Origin of the sequence: Flavobacterium tructae, assembly GCF_001853485.1 — a bacterium.
In the GTDB taxonomy this organism is placed as follows: Bacteria; Bacteroidota; Bacteroidia; order Flavobacteriales; family Flavobacteriaceae; genus Flavobacterium; species Flavobacterium tructae.
The window spans coordinates 223,205-240,088 of the sequence record NZ_MIKE01000023.1; the positions used below are offsets into that span (position 1 = coordinate 223,205).

At 36.3% G+C, this 16,884-nt stretch carries 11 protein-coding genes; 7 read left to right on the top strand and 4 right to left on the bottom strand.

Annotation, left to right across the window (positions count from 1 at the left end):
* The first annotated feature begins 242 nt into the window (after positions 1–242).
* Positions 243–2,258: a hypothetical protein gene (locus tag BHE19_RS11910; RefSeq protein WP_070907301.1), complete on the top strand. Its 2,016-nt coding sequence runs from the start codon at positions 243–245 to the stop codon at positions 2,256–2,258.
* Between the two features lie 595 nt (positions 2,259–2,853).
* Here the strand turns inward: BHE19_RS11910 and BHE19_RS11915 are convergent.
* The 4 genes from BHE19_RS11915 to BHE19_RS11930 form a co-directional block, all read right to left on the bottom strand.
* Positions 2,854–3,498: a hypothetical protein gene (locus tag BHE19_RS11915; RefSeq protein ID WP_070907302.1), complete on the bottom strand. Its 645-nt coding sequence runs from the start codon at positions 3,496–3,498 to the stop codon at positions 2,854–2,856.
* Complete coding sequence (locus BHE19_RS11920; protein WP_070907303.1) at positions 3,495–7,052, bottom strand: DUF6443 domain-containing protein; 3,558 nt, start codon at positions 7,050–7,052, stop codon at positions 3,495–3,497. The genes BHE19_RS11915 and BHE19_RS11920 overlap by 4 nt, the downstream gene beginning before the upstream one ends.
* Before the next feature lie 12 nt (positions 7,053–7,064).
* The gene (locus BHE19_RS11925) at positions 7,065–10,298 is read right to left on the bottom strand and encodes an RHS repeat domain-containing protein (protein WP_070907304.1); all 3,234 of its coding nucleotides are present in this window, start codon (positions 10,296–10,298) and stop codon (positions 7,065–7,067) included.
* A 198-nt stretch (positions 10,299–10,496) separates the two neighbouring features.
* Positions 10,497–11,456, bottom strand: coding sequence for an autotransporter outer membrane beta-barrel domain-containing protein (locus tag BHE19_RS11930; RefSeq protein WP_070907305.1), 960 nt, complete (start codon positions 11,454–11,456; stop codon positions 10,497–10,499).
* Positions 11,457–11,832: 376 nt separating this feature from the next.
* Here BHE19_RS11930 and BHE19_RS11935 point away from each other — a divergent pair, with 376 nt between their 5' ends.
* The 6 genes from BHE19_RS11935 to BHE19_RS11960 all read left to right on the top strand — a co-directional run bounded on the left by BHE19_RS11935 (position 11,833) and on the right by BHE19_RS11960 (position 16,638).
* The gene (locus tag BHE19_RS11935; RefSeq protein WP_083342528.1) at positions 11,833–12,186 is read left to right on the top strand and encodes a hypothetical protein; all 354 of its coding nucleotides are present in this window, start codon (positions 11,833–11,835) and stop codon (positions 12,184–12,186) included.
* A gap of 159 nt (positions 12,187–12,345) precedes the next feature.
* Positions 12,346–12,726 (top strand): heavy-metal-associated domain-containing protein, encoded by a 381-nt coding sequence (locus BHE19_RS11940; RefSeq protein WP_070907306.1) that lies wholly within the window; start codon positions 12,346–12,348, stop codon positions 12,724–12,726.
* Between the two features lie 63 nt (positions 12,727–12,789).
* Positions 12,790–13,278, top strand: coding sequence for a TlpA family protein disulfide reductase (locus BHE19_RS11945; RefSeq protein ID WP_233431376.1), 489 nt, complete (start codon positions 12,790–12,792; stop codon positions 13,276–13,278).
* 1 nt (position 13,279) lies between these two features.
* A complete protein-coding gene (locus tag BHE19_RS11950; protein WP_123923531.1) occupies positions 13,280–13,807 on the top strand; it encodes a heavy-metal-associated domain-containing protein in 528 nt (175 codons plus the stop codon).
* 2 nt (positions 13,808–13,809) lie between these two features.
* Complete coding sequence (locus BHE19_RS11955) at positions 13,810–14,616, top strand: hypothetical protein (RefSeq protein ID WP_070907308.1); 807 nt, start codon at positions 13,810–13,812, stop codon at positions 14,614–14,616.
* A 48-nt stretch (positions 14,617–14,664) separates the two neighbouring features.
* Positions 14,665–16,638: a protein-disulfide reductase DsbD family protein gene (locus BHE19_RS11960; protein ID WP_070907309.1), complete on the top strand. Its 1,974-nt coding sequence runs from the start codon at positions 14,665–14,667 to the stop codon at positions 16,636–16,638.
* Positions 16,639–16,884: the final 246 nt, after the last annotated feature.

Genomic DNA, 16,884 nt, shown 5'->3' on the forward strand with positions numbered 1-16,884 from the left:
ATACTTTTGGGTTAAACAATAGCTATAAAACTATACTCCTAAATAATGAAAATTACCGTCAGTAGAAAAAAGATGACATCGAAAATTACCGAACAGTTGTTAATTCAGGACAAAAAGCAACTACGTCTTTAAAACAAAACCAATAAAAAATTTATCTAAAAACAACACAAACAAATACTACTAAAACGATAAATAACAAGCTGCTGGCGGTAATTATTCAACATCCATAAAAAACAATTCTAATGAAGAGATTCTTTGAGAAAAAACAAAAACACATTCTATTCGTCCTTGTCGCTTTTTGCTTCGTAGCAGGCAAAGCATTTTCGCAGGAAGACCGACGCTGGCTCATCAATCCGGACGGTACTATTTCCTGGCAGATCAACAACAATATTCCGCATGACGATCATATCGAAATGAGTGGCAAGAAGATTTCGGCCGTTCTGAGGTATGGTGTTGCAGCGGATGGTTCGTTCCATGCTACCCGTAGCTTGATATGGCCCATGCTCAGAACCATCCCTAATAATACTCATGCCAGTTTAACACGAAGGTTTGCACAGGACGGTTTTAATTTGGTCACCGTAAACTACAAACCGATTGTGGCAGAAAAAGTGACTTCACTAACTCTGGACGGAACCTTACTCGTTAAGAGTAAAGTCGGCAATACACTGGAATTGACCCGACAATTTTTCCCGTCGACAACTTTAGCCGGTTATTTTGAAATTTATACCCTTAAAAACATATCTGAAAAAACCTGTGCCGTAGAAATTCCAAAATCGAATACTGTTTATACCACAGATCCGGAAAAAGGAACGGAAGGCAGTTATACTTTACATGTTGACCTCGCTAATTCCGGCAGTTTTAATCTTAAGACCAATGAAGTCGTTCGTTTTTCTGTTTTCTACTCGGGTGTCAAAACAAACGAGCAGGTTCCTGTTGTAAATGCCGAAGAAGAAAAAGAAAAACGTACCCAATTCATTAATCAAATATGGAGTAAACTGATCTTAGAAACACCGGATCCTGTTTTAAATACTGAATTTGCTTTTGCTAAAATCAGAGCTTCCGAAAGTATTTTTGAAACCAAAGGCGGTCCAATGCACGGCCCCGGAGGAGAATCTTACTATGCTGCTATCTGGGCCAATGATCAGGCCGAATATATAGGTCCGTTCTTTCCTTTTTTAGGATATGAATATGGTAATCAAGCCTCCTTAAATGCTTATTTGCAATTTGCAAAATTTATGAACAAAGAATACCAGCCTATTCCGAGTTCGATTGTGGCCGAAGGCACTGATATTTGGGCCGGAGCCGGTGATCGTGGCGACGGAGCAATGATTGCTTACGGAGCCGCGCGTTATGCGCTTTCGAGAGGAAATACAAATGAAGCCAAACAATTATGGCCCCTGATCGAATGGTGCCTGGAGTATTGCCATAGAAAATTAAATTCGGATGGTATTGTAACATCCGATTCTGATGAGCTCGAAGGCCGTCTTCCTGCCGGAAAGGCCAATTTAAACACCTCTTCTTTATATTATGATGCTCTAAATTCTGCTGTTTATTTGGGCAAAGCTTTAGGAAAAAACGAAGCACAGCTTAAAACCTATAAAGCAGAAGCTGAAAAATTAAAGGCAGCTATTGAGAAGTATTTCGGGGCTAAAGTCGAAGGTTTTGAAACCTATAAATACTACAAAGAAAATGATATTCTAAGAGCCTGGATCTGTACCCCGCTGGCGATGGGTATTTACGACCGAAAAGAAGGAACAATTGAGGCCTTATTCTCACCAAGGTTATGGACAAAAGACGGTCTTGCCAGCATTGCGGGTGACAAAATTTTCTGGGACCGTTCGACTTTGTATGCCCTAAGAGGCGTTCTCGCTGCTGGTGAAACAGACAAAGCGCTGGATTTTCTGCACTATTATTCAAACCGTCGTTTGTTAGGAGATCATGTTCCCTACCCTGTAGAAGCCTATCCCGAAGGTGATCAGCGTCATCTTTCGGCAGAAAGCGGATTGTATTGCCGAATTTTCACCGAAGGATTATTTGGTATCCGACCTACAGCACTGAACTCGTTTGACTTCACGCCACGTCTTCCTAAATCCTGGCCCATGATGAAATTGCGCCACATCAATGCATTTGAACATGATTTTGATATTACAGTGGAAAGAGTCGATAAAAAACTAAAAATAACAATCTCTGAAGGCAGAAAAATAATAACCAAAAAAATTATTGAAGATGGAAGTACAATAAACATCAGTCTTCAATAAAGTAGAACCAAGATTAAAAACGAGTCTTTTTTAGCAGAACTTTCCTCTGTCCAAAGCTTTTAAAAACTCAAAACCTCGCCATCCAGCGAGGTTTTGCTTTTTTATACTTTAACGAAACTTGCAGGTGCGAAGTTGGCGAGATTAAAAGAACGCTTCGCATAACGAGCTAAGTTAATCAAGCATCTACTCAATAAATACTAACAAACTTTCAAAAGTGTAGCATTTTATCACTTTTTTCAAAAATATTTTTCTGGATGGCTAAATCAGTGTTCCTAAATGAGACACTGGTCAGGGAAATTTCAAAAATTGTGGAATTTTCGCTTAAAGCATCGATGGTAGTGGTTGAAGTTGATGTTCTTCTCATCATCATGGGAAAGTAACTTGATACTAAAAATCTCGATTTTTGGTATCAAAACAACCGATACAGTGAGGGAGGGCTTGTCAATTCTGATTACTAATTTTTCTAATTGCTACCCAGCAGAAACAGGATAATCTAAGCTCAAAATTAACATTTTTAGTACATTTAAAATTGCTATAAAAGCAAAAGCCACTCCGCAATGAAGTGGCTTTTGCTTTTATAGCAGATTATTAAAATTTACCAAATTATGCTCCAATAAATAACAGTATTTTTAGTTTTGTTTATTGCAACACCCTTTGAGAATCCATTTTCCCATCCTTTTGGCATTTGTGGATTAGGTTGTAATTCGAATTGTTTAAAATAATTTCCTGATTCTGCAGTTAAAACATAAATTTTGAAACTTTTATCTTTCCAGAAATCAACATTATTTGAAATCGAAAAATCGATGAAATTTGGAACAGGCAGTAGTTTTTTATAACATGGTTTGTCAATCAAAGAAGAATCTCTTATTTCTACCATTTCAAGACTATCTTTCGTTCTTTCAGTTTCAAATCTATTTACTATCAAAAGGCACAAATCTTTATTAGTGTAAACACTCTTGTAATTCTGAATAATTTTTTTCTCTAAGTCCTTTATACTTTTTGAGGATAAATTATATTCGAACAAAAATAATCCAACATCATTTTTTTCGGAATTTGTATTAGCAACTGCAAAGTTGTCAGACGAATTGAGTGTAGTGGGAAAATGATTAACCAAAGTAGAATCAAACTTGCTTTTTAATGTCAAATATCTTTGATTTGTTACATTATTAAAAGTTTTTCTATCATTACAACTATTTAAAGTAACGACTAATGCTACCAATAATACATTAATTTTTATCATTTTTTCATAGATTGAATTACACCTTGAGCAATTTGAATAAAAGTATCTAAAATTTTTAATCCAGTACCGTAATCAGTATGTTTATTTCCATAATACTCCGCCGTTTTTGCATTGTCCTGTCCTGCTGGTTTCGTTAAAGTGTAAGTGGTACTTCTTGCGGAACTCCATGAACTTTGTCCACTTGTTTCCGCTAACACTTTCTTCTCATTCATTTGTTCAGGTTTAGCATATGTAACTTTAGATTCACCAATTTGTGCCATGTCTGTAATTGTTGAAGTTATTTTTTCTTCACCAATAGCGCCTCCACTAACAAATTCTCTTTCCTTTATATTTACTTTTTCTGCTTTTTCATAACCTTGTTTCTTCATAAAAATTTCAGGATTTTCGACTTTGCTGGCTCCTAATTCCCTAATATTATTAGCTTTTTCATTATTATTTCCAAACATATTATCAGCACCAAGTCTATCATATTTTTTTGCATCTCCAGCTCCAATTTTATTTGCAGTTGCTTGTGTTAGTTTTGATTGACCTTCAACATGAACTACCGCGCCAGTTTCTCTATTAACAAACCAATCAGGAGGAGTTGCTATCATACCGTCTGGATCTATAAAATAGACCGGATTATTAAGAGCATATGTGTATGGATTAAATCTTCGAGATTTTTCTGCTAGTGGATCAATGTTCATCCAGCGACCAACTGCAGGATCATAATTACGTGCACCATAATCGTAGAGATTAAGCCCCAGTTCGTCTTGCAATTCTTTCGAATTATACTTGAACTTATTTTCTACACCAGTTTTAACATTATTATAACCTTCATGTTTTAACCCAAACGGATAATAATTGTTTTCTTCTTTAATGGCCAGTGTTTTATCATAACTCAAACGAACATTACCTAAATGATCTTTGTACTGGTAAATATATTTATAAGAACCTGCTGAAGGTTCTACGTAGCCTTCAACTGTTGGAAAAAACTTCAAAACACTATTGTCATACTGGTAACCGCCCAGATAATCTGTTTTTATAGCAGTTTTTCCGGTTTCGTTTACAATTTTCTGTAATTTTTGTCCCGCAGCATTGTAAATGTACTCAATATTTCCAGTGGTCGCAAAGGTTATTTTTTTGGGTAGATTTAAGTGGTTATAGGTAATAGCCGTAATGTTTTTATTGGCATCAGCAGTCATATTACCATTAGGATCATAGCTATAATCGTCAGTTGTGGCGGTGTTATCTTTAAAACCTATCGTTTTATTGCTAATGTCGATAACTTTCACCAACTGGTTGCTGTTATTGTTATTGGCATAAGTGTAGGCCAGATCATCAATCTGCTGGAGGGTTTCACTGTTTCCGTTACGGGTAAGTTTTACAATGTTTCCGTTTTTGTCGTATAATAAAGCTTCATTATAGGCATTGCTTAATGCTGTGGCTTTTTTGTAAGTACCTTCTTTTAAGCGGTTCAGATTGTCATATTTATATCCATAAGATCTTATCATCCCGGCAGGGTCAGAGTTGGTTGTCCAATGTGTTTCTGAAATGTTTCCATTGTACAGCGGTGTTGCTCCTACAGTAGGGGTGTTGTAATTGATCTTAAAAGCAAATAAATCTTTTGGATCGGTTCCCTGAACTAAAGCCCCTACTTTGTTGATTTCTTTAAGCCATCCGCGAATGTTGTAGGCATAATCTATTTTTTGAGTATTACCACCTACTTTCTTAATAATCAACTGCCCTAATTCGTCATAACTATTATCCAATAAGACTTCAACAGCACCGTTGTTTATTTGATGGGTCTGCGTGAGCAAACGATCTTGAGGCGAATACGTAAAAACCTCTTTTGTCATCAGTTCCGCATCAGTAGCGGCTCTTTTGTGTCGGGTAATGCTGTACTGTAATTGTCCTGAAAAAGGATCCAGCTTGCTGTCAGTATAGGTATAACCTCCTAAATAATTTTGTGTATAAGTTCTAACAGGTCTTGCCTTTGGCTCATAAAAAGTAGCCGTGGTTTCTCCTGCTGTACTGGTACTTGTAGTAAGTACTCTTGTCCAGGAAGCTGTTGTGAGCCCTTTTACCTCGTTTGTAGTTAAAGTAGTCTGTCCCTCTACAGTTGTTGGTATTGTAATACCCCCAGTTGGAAAGGTATAGTTGTCGTAATAATTAACGGTAAGAAGTTTGAATGCAACAGGTGCTACTACATTGGTATAATAAGCCGCAATACCATCCAGAGTTCCACTGCTTTGCTTGCTTTCGTTAATAGTGATAAGAGCAGGATTATTCTGAGCAGCTTGCAGGGTTGCTCTTCCGGCAGCAGTTGCAGCAGTAGCGCTCATCCATCCGGTATACACAGCCCTGTTAAAAACATCGTATTTGGTAATAATCCATCCCGGGGAAGTGATATCCGAAAAAGGAGAATTTACAGGTCCTGTGGCGACCACTCTATCGAGTTTGTCGTACACGATGAACTCCCATTGTTTACCCGGCAGTTTTTTCTCCACCAGTCTGTTACGGTGATCGTATTTGTACTGATAACAAAGATTGTCTAAAATTCCCTGAGTTCCAGGATCGATAACGGCACTAAAAGTACTTCCTGTCTGAGCATGAAATCCAGCTGACAATTGAATTGAGTTGGTTGCTTCTAGTGATAAAGAAGTTCCCGGAGTTACAACAGCTACAGAGGTAAGATTGGTCTGCATACCTGTAGAGGTACCTATCAGATCTACTGCTTTTGGAGGAATCACATAAGTAAGGTTGCCGTAACTATCATAAACATAATAGGTATCGTGTTTTTCGTTAGCACTTCCGGCCCCTACAGTGCCGTAGGTTCTTTTAAGAACAACCTGTCCTTCTTTGTTTTTAAACTCTACAGTTGAACCGTTTGTTTCAACAGGCGCAGCGGCAGTATTTTCGTCATAACTAACGGTTTTATACAACTGGTTAGGAGCATAATAGTTGTTATTAAAAAACGAAATAACATACAACCCTGATCCTGCATCCCAGGACGTATTGGCCTTAAAGAGCTTTACTTCTTCAACCCCGTTGGTTGGATAGCCCATTTTGATTTCGTGTCCGGATCCTAAACCCCAGTCATTTCCGGGAGCAGCTTGTCTGAGAACCCTATTCAGCGGAGAAGCTTCGAGGTCCTTTTTGCTATAAGGATTGGTAGTAGCTTCCATAGCGGGATTTCCAGTAACCGTTGGGTTAGGGCTTGCGTAATAGGACAAGACATTGGTCTCTGCGAGCGGATCAAAAGCCATGTTTGTATTGGCCGATTTAAAAGGCAGGTATTCTTCTGTCTGTCTTCCAAAACTGTCATATTTAATATGGGTAATGATGTCCTTACCGGTATTGGACTGCTGCCCGTCAATTTTCTGAACGGGTCTTCCGAGTCCGTCAAAATAAGTGGTGTTTTGAGCTGCTTGCACCGGTGTTGGATTTAGAGGTACTGTACCTTCTGTAAATCCTTGTTTATAAGTAGTGGTCTTGATATAATTTTGGGTTGTCGTCTGCCCAATTACCATAACAGGAAACAAAACCAAAAGGAGTTTAATTACTTTTTTCATGATGCTTCTGGTTTATTGTTTATAATTGTATTGGTTTTGTGAAAGGACCTTATCATTTTTGTCTTTGACAAATTGGAGTCTTCCAAAACTGTCATAGGTATAGGTAATTTTATCGCCTTTAGGATCAGTGATGGTACTTATTCCTACCAATGGAATATAAGTATAAGTAGTGATCATGGTAGCAGGAAGTACAGAACGCAGGTTGTTTATTGCGGTCAAATTGCTTTCATTAACAGTGTTTAAATCTGAAACTGCTAAAGCAGTGGCTATTTGCGTATTGGTCGCGTTTTCTATCTTGGCAATGGGCTGAGTTTTATTATACCCCCAGATAATCGATACCGGAGCACCATTTTCTATGGTATATTGCGTGATGTTACCCTTACCGTCATAATTGTTATAACTAACTTTCTTTTCTAACTGATTTAAACCAGCATTAGAGTTAGGAAATTTAGCCTCATAAACAAAGCCCGGAACCAATAGATTCCCCGCAGTCTTCGTGTATACTGTTTTTTGTTCTGATAATTTTGACGAGTTTCTAAATGTTTCTGTTTTCAATGGAACATTAATCATGTTTTTAGCAATTAACTCGGAAACATAGGGTTCATTTGCGATTTCTGAATCTAACGGATAGTAATATTTCGTTGCAATCGCTTCTTGGTTTGAGGAATTCGTATTTTGTTCCGATAACTGGAAATGATTCGGATTCTTATATAAATAGTTAGTTACTGTACTTAACGGATTTAGTCCATTTACATCATATTGTATTTCCTCTTTGGATTTTAAATAGTTCCAGTAAGAACTGTTTTTGTATTCCGTTACACTAACATTAGGAATCCCTGTTTCGTTAATCGTTCCAAAAATATCATAATACTTTCTGGTGTTATACGATTTTGACTCTTTAAGCAATAGGTTATCGTACTGATTGGTTGTCGTACTTACTATTTTATTAGTGGCACTAAAATAAGTGACCGTTTCCGGCAAGCCATTAACCAACAAACCGTAGTCTGTTGAGGAACCGGCTATCGGCAGCGTACCCCATATCTGATTAAAATTATTCTGATAAATTTTAAATTTATGTTCTTCACCTCCATTAATAAAAGTGTCATTACCATTTGAAACTGTCACATACTGATAGTTAACATTTGAACTTCCATTATCAAAAAGCGAAGCAATACTACCGGATGATATGTTTACAAATTTTCTTAAATAAAATGTTTCTACTGGTCCGTGAGAAGTAGGTATCATACAAGAGGTATTATCCAATGTTCTATCAACATAAAGAGGCATTTTCCCCGGATTTCCAGAAGATTTTGTTAAATCACTTTTAGCCGCATAAAGATATCTTTTGTAAATTGGGACTGAACCGTTATCGAAATAATCTTTAGTACTTTTTACCCGCATGCCTCCGGTAACTATGTTAGTTTGGATGTCATAAGGAGCCGATGCCATATAATTTACATTAAGAGTCGCTGTCGTGCAGGATCGCTGTGGCATTAGCAAAGAAAAATTGCCTAATGTTATTGATATTACGTAGGTTTGATTAGGCTTAGCCAGCAAAATAAATTCTTGTGGTTGTCCCGGGCTTAATTGTATGGAATTACCTAGGTTAAAAAGATCTCCATTAGACAATCTGTTACGAAAATCTTCATAACTCCCTGTAGCCGTATTTCTGGCTCGCACTGTAGCTCTGGTTTTACCGGCATCTCCATCAGGGCATTCATACATATTGAATGCAACAGCCGCATTTATTTTAATATCCTGATCACTTAAACTGGTTACAACAATCTCTTTAGTCGATGCACCTGAATTATCAATCGGGGCTCCTACTGTTGTTCTTTCGGGAATTATCGTTTTAGTTCCAAAATAATCATTGGGTTCATATTCAAATACCGTACTTCCTTTGGTAGGATAGATTACTTTATTCAGCATTCCTATTTTTGCAAAATCCGGATTCGGGTTTTTGTCTGCTCCTCCGTACTCTATATTATCAAATTCTAAGCCTGTCTTATTTGGAATAAGTTTAGTATTGTTCTTCCCATTGTAATACCCCCAATGATCCTGACTAAAGGATAATCGAGCTGGAAAACTATTCTTGTCCAAATATTCAAATTGATAATTTTTGCCTGGATCATTATATTGTATCTTATCCAGGAAAACTCTATTGTTTGGTGTAGTCGAATAGGTAAACTTAACTTTTTCAATTGCATCAATAGTATTCTTTTTTATGACTATTTCGCTTATTTTTTTATTCCCACTGGTAACATCTGCACTATTATTTTCTAAATAATTGAAATTAATTTCTCCATTAACACTATTATTACTTGTAATCGACGTTATTACCTGCCCGCTAATATCGATACGATGATCAAAAATTGGACTAAATGTTGGAGAATAAGTAAGCAAAGAACCAGTACAATCTAATTGTACATATGGAGATTGCATTGTAAGAGTCTGTGATTTAGAGGTAATATAACTATCTCTTTTAGGCGCATAATTAAAGTAAACCTCATCTCCTTTTGGATGAACTATTTTAGTAATATACCATGCCGATGTCGCAATGATAGGAAATGGTCTTCCTCCCGGTTCTTTTGGCATAAATGTAGTTTCTTTATTGCCAAAAAAATATTTAACTCCATCCGGAGTTGTTATAACAAAGGTATACGATTCGGCGTCGGCCAGTTTTTCTACTTTAACATTTTGAGCCGGCATCATAACCAATGAATTATCATGGTCATAAATAAATTTACCCGAATAACTTCCAAAATTAAAACTATACAAATCCGATTCACTATCAATTATATCGTTTTCTGCAATAAATTTAAAATAAGATTCTTTTTGTGCAGGAGTGAAATTATCATTTGGCGGAACAAAATCGGTTTGTCTTTTTTCGTCCGGTTCGTCTCTAATAATTCTTGAAATCACACCTCCAAAACTTAGATTCCAACCTTGCCCAACATTCGACGATATTTCATCCACTTTTACACCATTATTGCCATAAAACAAAGCGATGGGCACTTCTAAGTTTGTTGTTTTGTAGCTGTATAATGGAATATTTAAACTAGGAGAGCCTGTAAGCATCCCAACAGGGACATTACCATAATTTCCCAAATTATAAGCATTTGGCGAAGGCGGAATCATCTGCGGCAATAATTTTTGTGAATTATTTGTTACCTGAGCGGATAAATTATTGATAAAAAGGAATATGAAAGTATGAACTAATCCCTTCAATAGATATGTTTTTTTCATTTGATTTTTTTATAAAAATTATTACCACAAATCATTTTCATTATTTTTAAGATTATAGGCTCGAAAAAATAATCTTCAATAATTTGGATAAACTACAAACAAGCGATAGAGTTTAATTTGATTCGGTCTGACTTCAACAAATTTTGCAAATACAATAACAGGAGTACAGCACTAATTTTAATCGGGCAACCACTAAAACTAATTGCGATTATCTTTTTGTACAGCTAAAGCTTTTACCTCTGCTTTTAATGCTTCCATTTCTTTGTTTTGCTGAATTAGATACAATGTGACTTCTTCGATCTTCTTTAACAAATGCAGGTTCATTTCTGCCAAAAGCAATCCGTCTTTTTCAATTTCTTTTGCTGAAGGTATTTCTGGTAAATGGCTATTTTTTTTAATGTAATCTTCTACTTCTTGCAGCGTTCTTAGCCTGTAATCGTTCAAAAAAACATAATCAGGAACAGGAATGTTGGTGTTAATTCTGACTTCAGTGGCATGAATATCACCATTCACGGTTAATTTCGCATCTGGATTTTTGCTCCCTATACCTACATTTCCATTTGGAAGAATAGCAACTTTAGGATCATAGCCTGCAATTAAAAATAAGGCATGATTACTTTCTGTGCCTATAAACCCTCCACCACCAAACCATGAAGAATGAGAAAAAATACCTGTTTTATAAGTTGAATTGTCTACTGTTGCTAAAATCTTTGAATTATCTGCACCGGCTACATCTAACACTCTACTCCAACCCTGTACATTTGAAGGATTTGAAGTTCCAATCCCAACGTTACCTGTAAAAAAACCTCTGTTAGCATTAACGTCACCTGTTACAGTAATAGAATTACCTTGAATTGTACCACCAGAAGTAATAGCTCCGGAAGCAGTGATAGAAGCAGCCTTGAAAATATTCCCACGTATATTCCCATTTACGTCCAGACTTTCAGATGGATTATTTGTTCCAATTCCAACATTTAAATTTGTGGTTGTAGCATTTGCATTAACAGCCGCTCCTCCGCCTGCCCCTATATATAAACCGGGACTATTGTTCCCCCCACCAATAGGGCCATTACTTCCTTGCGTTCCTTTTACAACCTGTGCATTCATAGAAATTGCACCAACCAATAGAATTAAATAAGCGACATTCTTTTTTTTCATTTTTTTAATTTAAAAGATCCTTTAATACAGTACTTTGAATATTAGACAGCCTAAAAGAGCATAACAATACAGTCTGATATTCTATAAATAATTTTTCGAAATTAACCTTTGTTTACTTACAAATGTTATCCTCTTCCAATACTATATTAACCAAATTATACTTATACTTTCTATGCTAAAAAAAATACCAATCGGAACTAAAAAAATGATAAATCGGTAAAAAATTATGATACCCCTCTGTCCTCAAATTCTAATTTAAAAAGCCCCGTAGCTTCCTCTCAAAAAAGAAAATTCTGCAGCCTTACATTTTTTCTAAATTATTTACAAAAAAATTAACAAGCGAACCCGACAAATAAAAATATCTTTGCAAGCAACTATGACAAAAAAGTTTTACATATTGCTATTCGTTACACTTGGTTTCCTGATGGGACCAACGTTTACGTATGCGCATGGAACAAAAAAAGAAATGTCATGTTGCAAAAAAGAATCTGCAGCAAAAGATTGTTGCAGCAAAAAAGATTCGAAAGACAAAAAACATGGCTGTGATAAGAGCTGCATGGGGAATTCCTGTACGCCAACCAGTAACTGTGCATTCTCGCCAATGGCAATCTTTCAGGTAGAAAACCATTCTCTTTTTGGTTTTTCTGAAAAAAAACAAACTTACTTTTATTCCGAAATCTTTATTTCTTCAGATTTCCGTTCGATCTGGCTTCCACCTAAAATAAGCTAGATTTCTTTTGTGACGGCCAAAGGTCTGTCTTATCCAAAAGTCTTTTTAAGGCTTTAATTCAAAACTTTTTTTTAATCTTAATCTATTGTCAGAGATAGCTGTATTTGCTATAGTTTCTGCTGTGCTTTAAGATTAATTCATCCAAAAAAATTACATACAATGAACTCAACAACAAAATTATTGATGGCAATGTCTCTATTGCTATCAGTTACTTTCGCCAGCGCTCAAATTAAAAATAAAACCACTGAAAAAGTAAAAGTAAACGGTAACTGCAGCATGTGCAAAAAAGTGATCGAAACTGCCGCAAACGTTAATAAAGAAACCAAAGTAATCTGGAACGAAGACACCAAAATTGCTACTGTTACTTACGATTCTCAAAAGACGAATCTTGATGCCATTCTAAAACGCATAGCTGATGCAGGATACGATAATGAAAAATTTAAGGCTCCAAATGCGGTTTATGACGAACTACACGGATGTTGTCAATACGACAGAGAACCAAGCGATAAAAAACAAAGTACTTCATCGTCACATCATTAAAAACCATTTTGTTCGTAACCTTTTTATTTAATACCAATTACGAGCAAACATAAAAAAGAAATCATGTTCAAAATAAAAAATACAATCACACTATTCACCCTTGTAGCAGCTGTTTCTATAACAAATGCACAAATAAAAGTGGGAGACAGTTTTCCGGATGTTCAACTGCAAAACAATAAGAATACTGCAACCAAACTAAATTCTTTTAAAGGAAAAACGGTTTTAGTAGACTTCTGGGCATCCTGGTGTGCTCCTTGTCGACTGGCCAACAAAAAGCTGGTTAAAATGTACGATCAATACAAAGATCAGAATTTTGAAATCGTTGGAATATCAATCGATAACGACAAAACAAAATGGTTGAAAGCCATTGAAAAAGACAAGATGAAACATCAGCAATTAATTGATCCAAAAGGCTTTGAAGCCAAAACGGCTCTGACTTTCGGAGTTGAAGCGCTGCCTTCTGCTTTTCTTTTTGATGCATCAGGAAAACTAGTTGCCATCAATCCAACAGAAGCTCAAATAATTGCTCAAATTAAAAAAAACAAAAAATAAGATGAAAACCCTAAATATAAAATTCATAGCTCTTACACTTATCCTATTATTAACTGGTGTAAACTCGTACTCTCAAATTACAAAAGCCGAAATAATCGCAACAGGATTAACCTGTTCGATGTGTTCGAATGCCATAAACAAACAGTTGAAAGCTTTTACAGAAGTAGACAGTATCAGTACCGATTTAAATACCAATACGTTTACCGTTTATTTTAAAAAGGACAATTCATTGGAGCCTAAAGTCCTGAAAAAAGCAGTTGAAAAAGCCGGTTTTTTTGTTGGATCACTAGTTTTAACAGCAAAATTTCATGTAGATAAAATTGAGGACAATACCACTCTGAAAATCGATGATGCTACTTACACTTTTATCGATATTAAAAAACCTGTAGCACATGCCGAAGGGAAATACAGGGTTTTAGACAAAGGTTTTGTAACACAGAAAGAGTATAAAAAACTACTTAAATCGTATTCAAAGTATCCTGATTACGCTACAGAAAATGAGAATGATTATTATTTAAAAGCCCTTTAAAAATGAGATATTTATCCCTAATCTTCTTATTTCTGGTTTCTTATCAAATTGAAGCACAAGAATTATTTGTAGTAACCGAACCTGCCAGTAATGCTCCGGCGGGTTCTATCGGAGTTCGTGTTGGACAATCCTTAATGGAAAAGAAACTCGAAAGCGGTTCCATGTACAATTTAACCCCGGAAGTTACCTGGGGTATCAATAAAAACCTGATGGTTCGTACCTCAGCTTTTTTAAGCAATCAGGACAATGGACTGGGCCTTAAAGGCGGTGGATTTTATGCCAAATACCGATTCTTCTCGGCAGATGATTTGCAAAGTCATTTCAGGATGGCTGCCTTTGGACGATACAGTTACAATAACTCTTACTTTAATCAGGAAGTCATAGATCTGGCAAATGGAAATTCAGGTTACGAAGCCGGTTTGGTTGCCACACAGTTGCTTCATAAAGTAGCTATAAGTTCTTCTGTAAGCTATGTGCGTGCATTAAACAATCCCGATTACAGTTTTCCGGATATGCTGGGTAAAAATGCCATAAATTATACCTTCTCTGTGGGTAAATTAATGCATCCTAAAAAATACACCAGTTACAAACAGACGAACATTAATGCAATGTTGGAGTTTACCGGACAAACCATTACCGAAAATGGCAGATCGTACCTGGATGTAGTTCCTTCGATTCAGTTTATCATCAACAGTCAGGCGAGAATTGACCTGGCTTACAAAAAAGAGTTGTACAGTTCTATGCAGCGTATGGCGACCGATGGTGTTTTTCTGAAACTGGAATATACTTTTTTCAATGTAACGAAGTAAATAAATCCCATTACAACCGGAACAAATCGTTCTGATTAAACCTATAAAATGAAAAAAATAATTTATTTATTATTCCTGTTCTTTGCTTTTGCTAAAGTCCAGGCGCAGATTATAAATCCTGTGAAATGGGAAGCTTCGATTGAGAAAAAATCCAACTCGGAATATCAGCTTTCTTTTAAAGGAACTATCGAAAAAGACTGGCACGTCTATTCGCAATTCACTCCCGAAGATGGTCCGCTTCCGGCTGAATTCCTTTTTCATGATTCCAAAAGCAATTATGAACTTATTGGAAAAGCAACCGAAAGTGAAACCCACCGAAAGTTTAATGAAATCTTTGGTATAGATGAAATTTTCTTTTCGGACAAAGCTATGTTTACTCAATTAATCAAGCAGACCAATCCGAAAAAAGAAGTCATACAAGTAGAGCTTTCTTATCAGGTATGTAAAGAGAATTGTATTAGCGAAACCAAGTACTTTCAATTCAATCTCAAAACGCTTGAAGCGAAAGAAATTCAGGCAGCTGACATTACAAACGAGAAAACGAAGAAAACAACAGTAAATCCCACCATAGAAAAACAAACGGAACCTGAAAAAACAGATTCCAGTTTGTACATGATTTTCATTATTGCGTTCTTATCCGGTTTTGCTGCACTGCTTACCCCTTGTGTGTTTCCGATGATTCCCATGACGGTAAGTTTCTTTACCAAACAAAGTAAAACGAAAGCTAAAGGAATTAAAAATGCTATTATTTATGGCATTTCAATCATCCTGATTTATGTATTTCTGGGCTCCGTAATTACACTTATTTTTGGTGCAGATGCCTTAAACGCCTTATCTACCAATGTCTGGTTTAATATTATCTTTTTTATCTTACTGATTGTGTTCGCAGCCTCTTTCCTGGGTGCATTCGAAATCATGTTACCCAATTCATGGGCCAATAAAGTAGATCAGCAGGCAGATAAAGGCGGGATCATTGGAATCATTTTTATGGCATTGGCTCTGGCCATTGTTTCTTTTTCCTGCACGGGACCCATTATAGGAACTCTACTGGTTGAAGCAGCTTCTAAAGGCGGAATTGCACCGATTGTGGGAATGTTAGGTTTCTCATCGGCTTTGGCATTGCCTTTTATGCTATTTGCCCTGTTTCCGGGCTGGTTAAATACATTGCCAAAATCCGGTGGCTGGCTCAATACCGTAAAAGTATTTCTGGGCTTTCTTGAATTGGCTTTGGCCTTTAAATTTTTATCTAATGCCGATTTAGTGCTACAGCTGCACTGGTTTGAAAGAGAAATCTTCCTGGCCATTTGGATCGCTATATTTGGTACACTGGCTTTCTATTTATTTGGAAAAATAACCTTGCCACATGATTCTCCAACGGCATCCATTTCGGTAGGCCGTTTAGGAGTTGGATTAATCGTATTGACATTTACCATTTATCTGATTCCGGGATTGTGGGGTGCTCCCTTGAAATTAATCAGCGGATTCCCTCCTCCAATGACGTATAGCGAATCTCCGTATGGCGTGGGTGGAGCTGGAAAAAACACCTCATCCGCTGAGAAAACATTACCAGACGGTGCACACAAAGGTCCTCATAACATCACAGCTTTCACGGATTATGAAAAAGGGTTGGCCTACGCCAAAAGTGTAAACAAACCTATCCTTTTAGATTTTACCGGATTTGCCTGTGTGAATTGCCGAAAAATGGAAGATTATGTATGGTCTGATCCTCGTATTTTATCCATCTTAAACAATGATGTCGTTTTAATTTCTTTATATGTTGACGACAAAAGAGAATTACCTCTTGAAGAACAATATGTCTCTAAAGAAACCGGTAAAAAGATTACAACGATTGGAAATAAATGGAGTGATTTTCAAATTACACGTTACAAAGCAAATGCACAGCCTTACTATATTTTATTAGATACGAAAGAGCAAAAACTGAGCAAACCTGCTGGATACACTCCTGACATCACTGAATACGAGCAATGGCTGAAATCCGGTATTGCTAAGTTTCAAAAATAAGAGTACCATTTTTTTACATCTGTGCATTTTTTAAACGTTGTGCACAATCGTGGTCCGATTACGACCACAACAAAAGGAGATATTTAGGTATCTCCTTTTTTTATTATTACAGATCATCAAACTCTGAAACAGAAATTTTATTTCAATTCCCCTCACGAAGCTATAGTGCACGAACACATTTTAAAATCATAATTATTAAGTTTTTATGCTTCAATATTAATATTATTTTCGATACTTTAGCTTTGA

Excerpts from the sequence above, each read along its gene's own strand:
- BHE19_RS11915 (WP_070907302.1), bottom strand. The coding sequence starts at position 3,498 with ATGATAAAAATTAATGTATTATTGGTAGCATTAGTCGTTACTTTAAAT.
- BHE19_RS11935 (WP_083342528.1), top strand. The coding sequence starts at position 11,833 with ATGACAAAAAAGTTTTACATATTGCTATTCGTTACACTTGGTTTCCTG.
- BHE19_RS11945 (WP_233431376.1), top strand. The coding sequence starts at position 12,790 with ATGTTCAAAATAAAAAATACAATCACACTATTCACCCTTGTAGCAGCT.
- BHE19_RS11940 (WP_070907306.1), top strand. The coding sequence starts at position 12,346 with ATGAACTCAACAACAAAATTATTGATGGCAATGTCTCTATTGCTATCA.
- BHE19_RS11925 (WP_070907304.1), bottom strand. The coding sequence starts at position 10,298 with ATGAAAAAAACATATCTATTGAAGGGATTAGTTCATACTTTCATATTC.
- BHE19_RS11930 (WP_070907305.1), bottom strand. The coding sequence starts at position 11,456 with ATGAAAAAAAAGAATGTCGCTTATTTAATTCTATTGGTTGGTGCAATT.
- BHE19_RS11960 (WP_070907309.1), top strand. The coding sequence starts at position 14,665 with ATGAAAAAAATAATTTATTTATTATTCCTGTTCTTTGCTTTTGCTAAA.
- BHE19_RS11910 (WP_070907301.1), top strand. The coding sequence starts at position 243 with ATGAAGAGATTCTTTGAGAAAAAACAAAAACACATTCTATTCGTCCTT.
- BHE19_RS11920 (WP_070907303.1), bottom strand. The coding sequence starts at position 7,052 with ATGAAAAAAGTAATTAAACTCCTTTTGGTTTTGTTTCCTGTTATGGTA.
- BHE19_RS11950 (WP_123923531.1), top strand. The coding sequence starts at position 13,280 with ATGAAAACCCTAAATATAAAATTCATAGCTCTTACACTTATCCTATTA.
- BHE19_RS11955 (WP_070907308.1), top strand. The coding sequence starts at position 13,810 with ATGAGATATTTATCCCTAATCTTCTTATTTCTGGTTTCTTATCAAATT.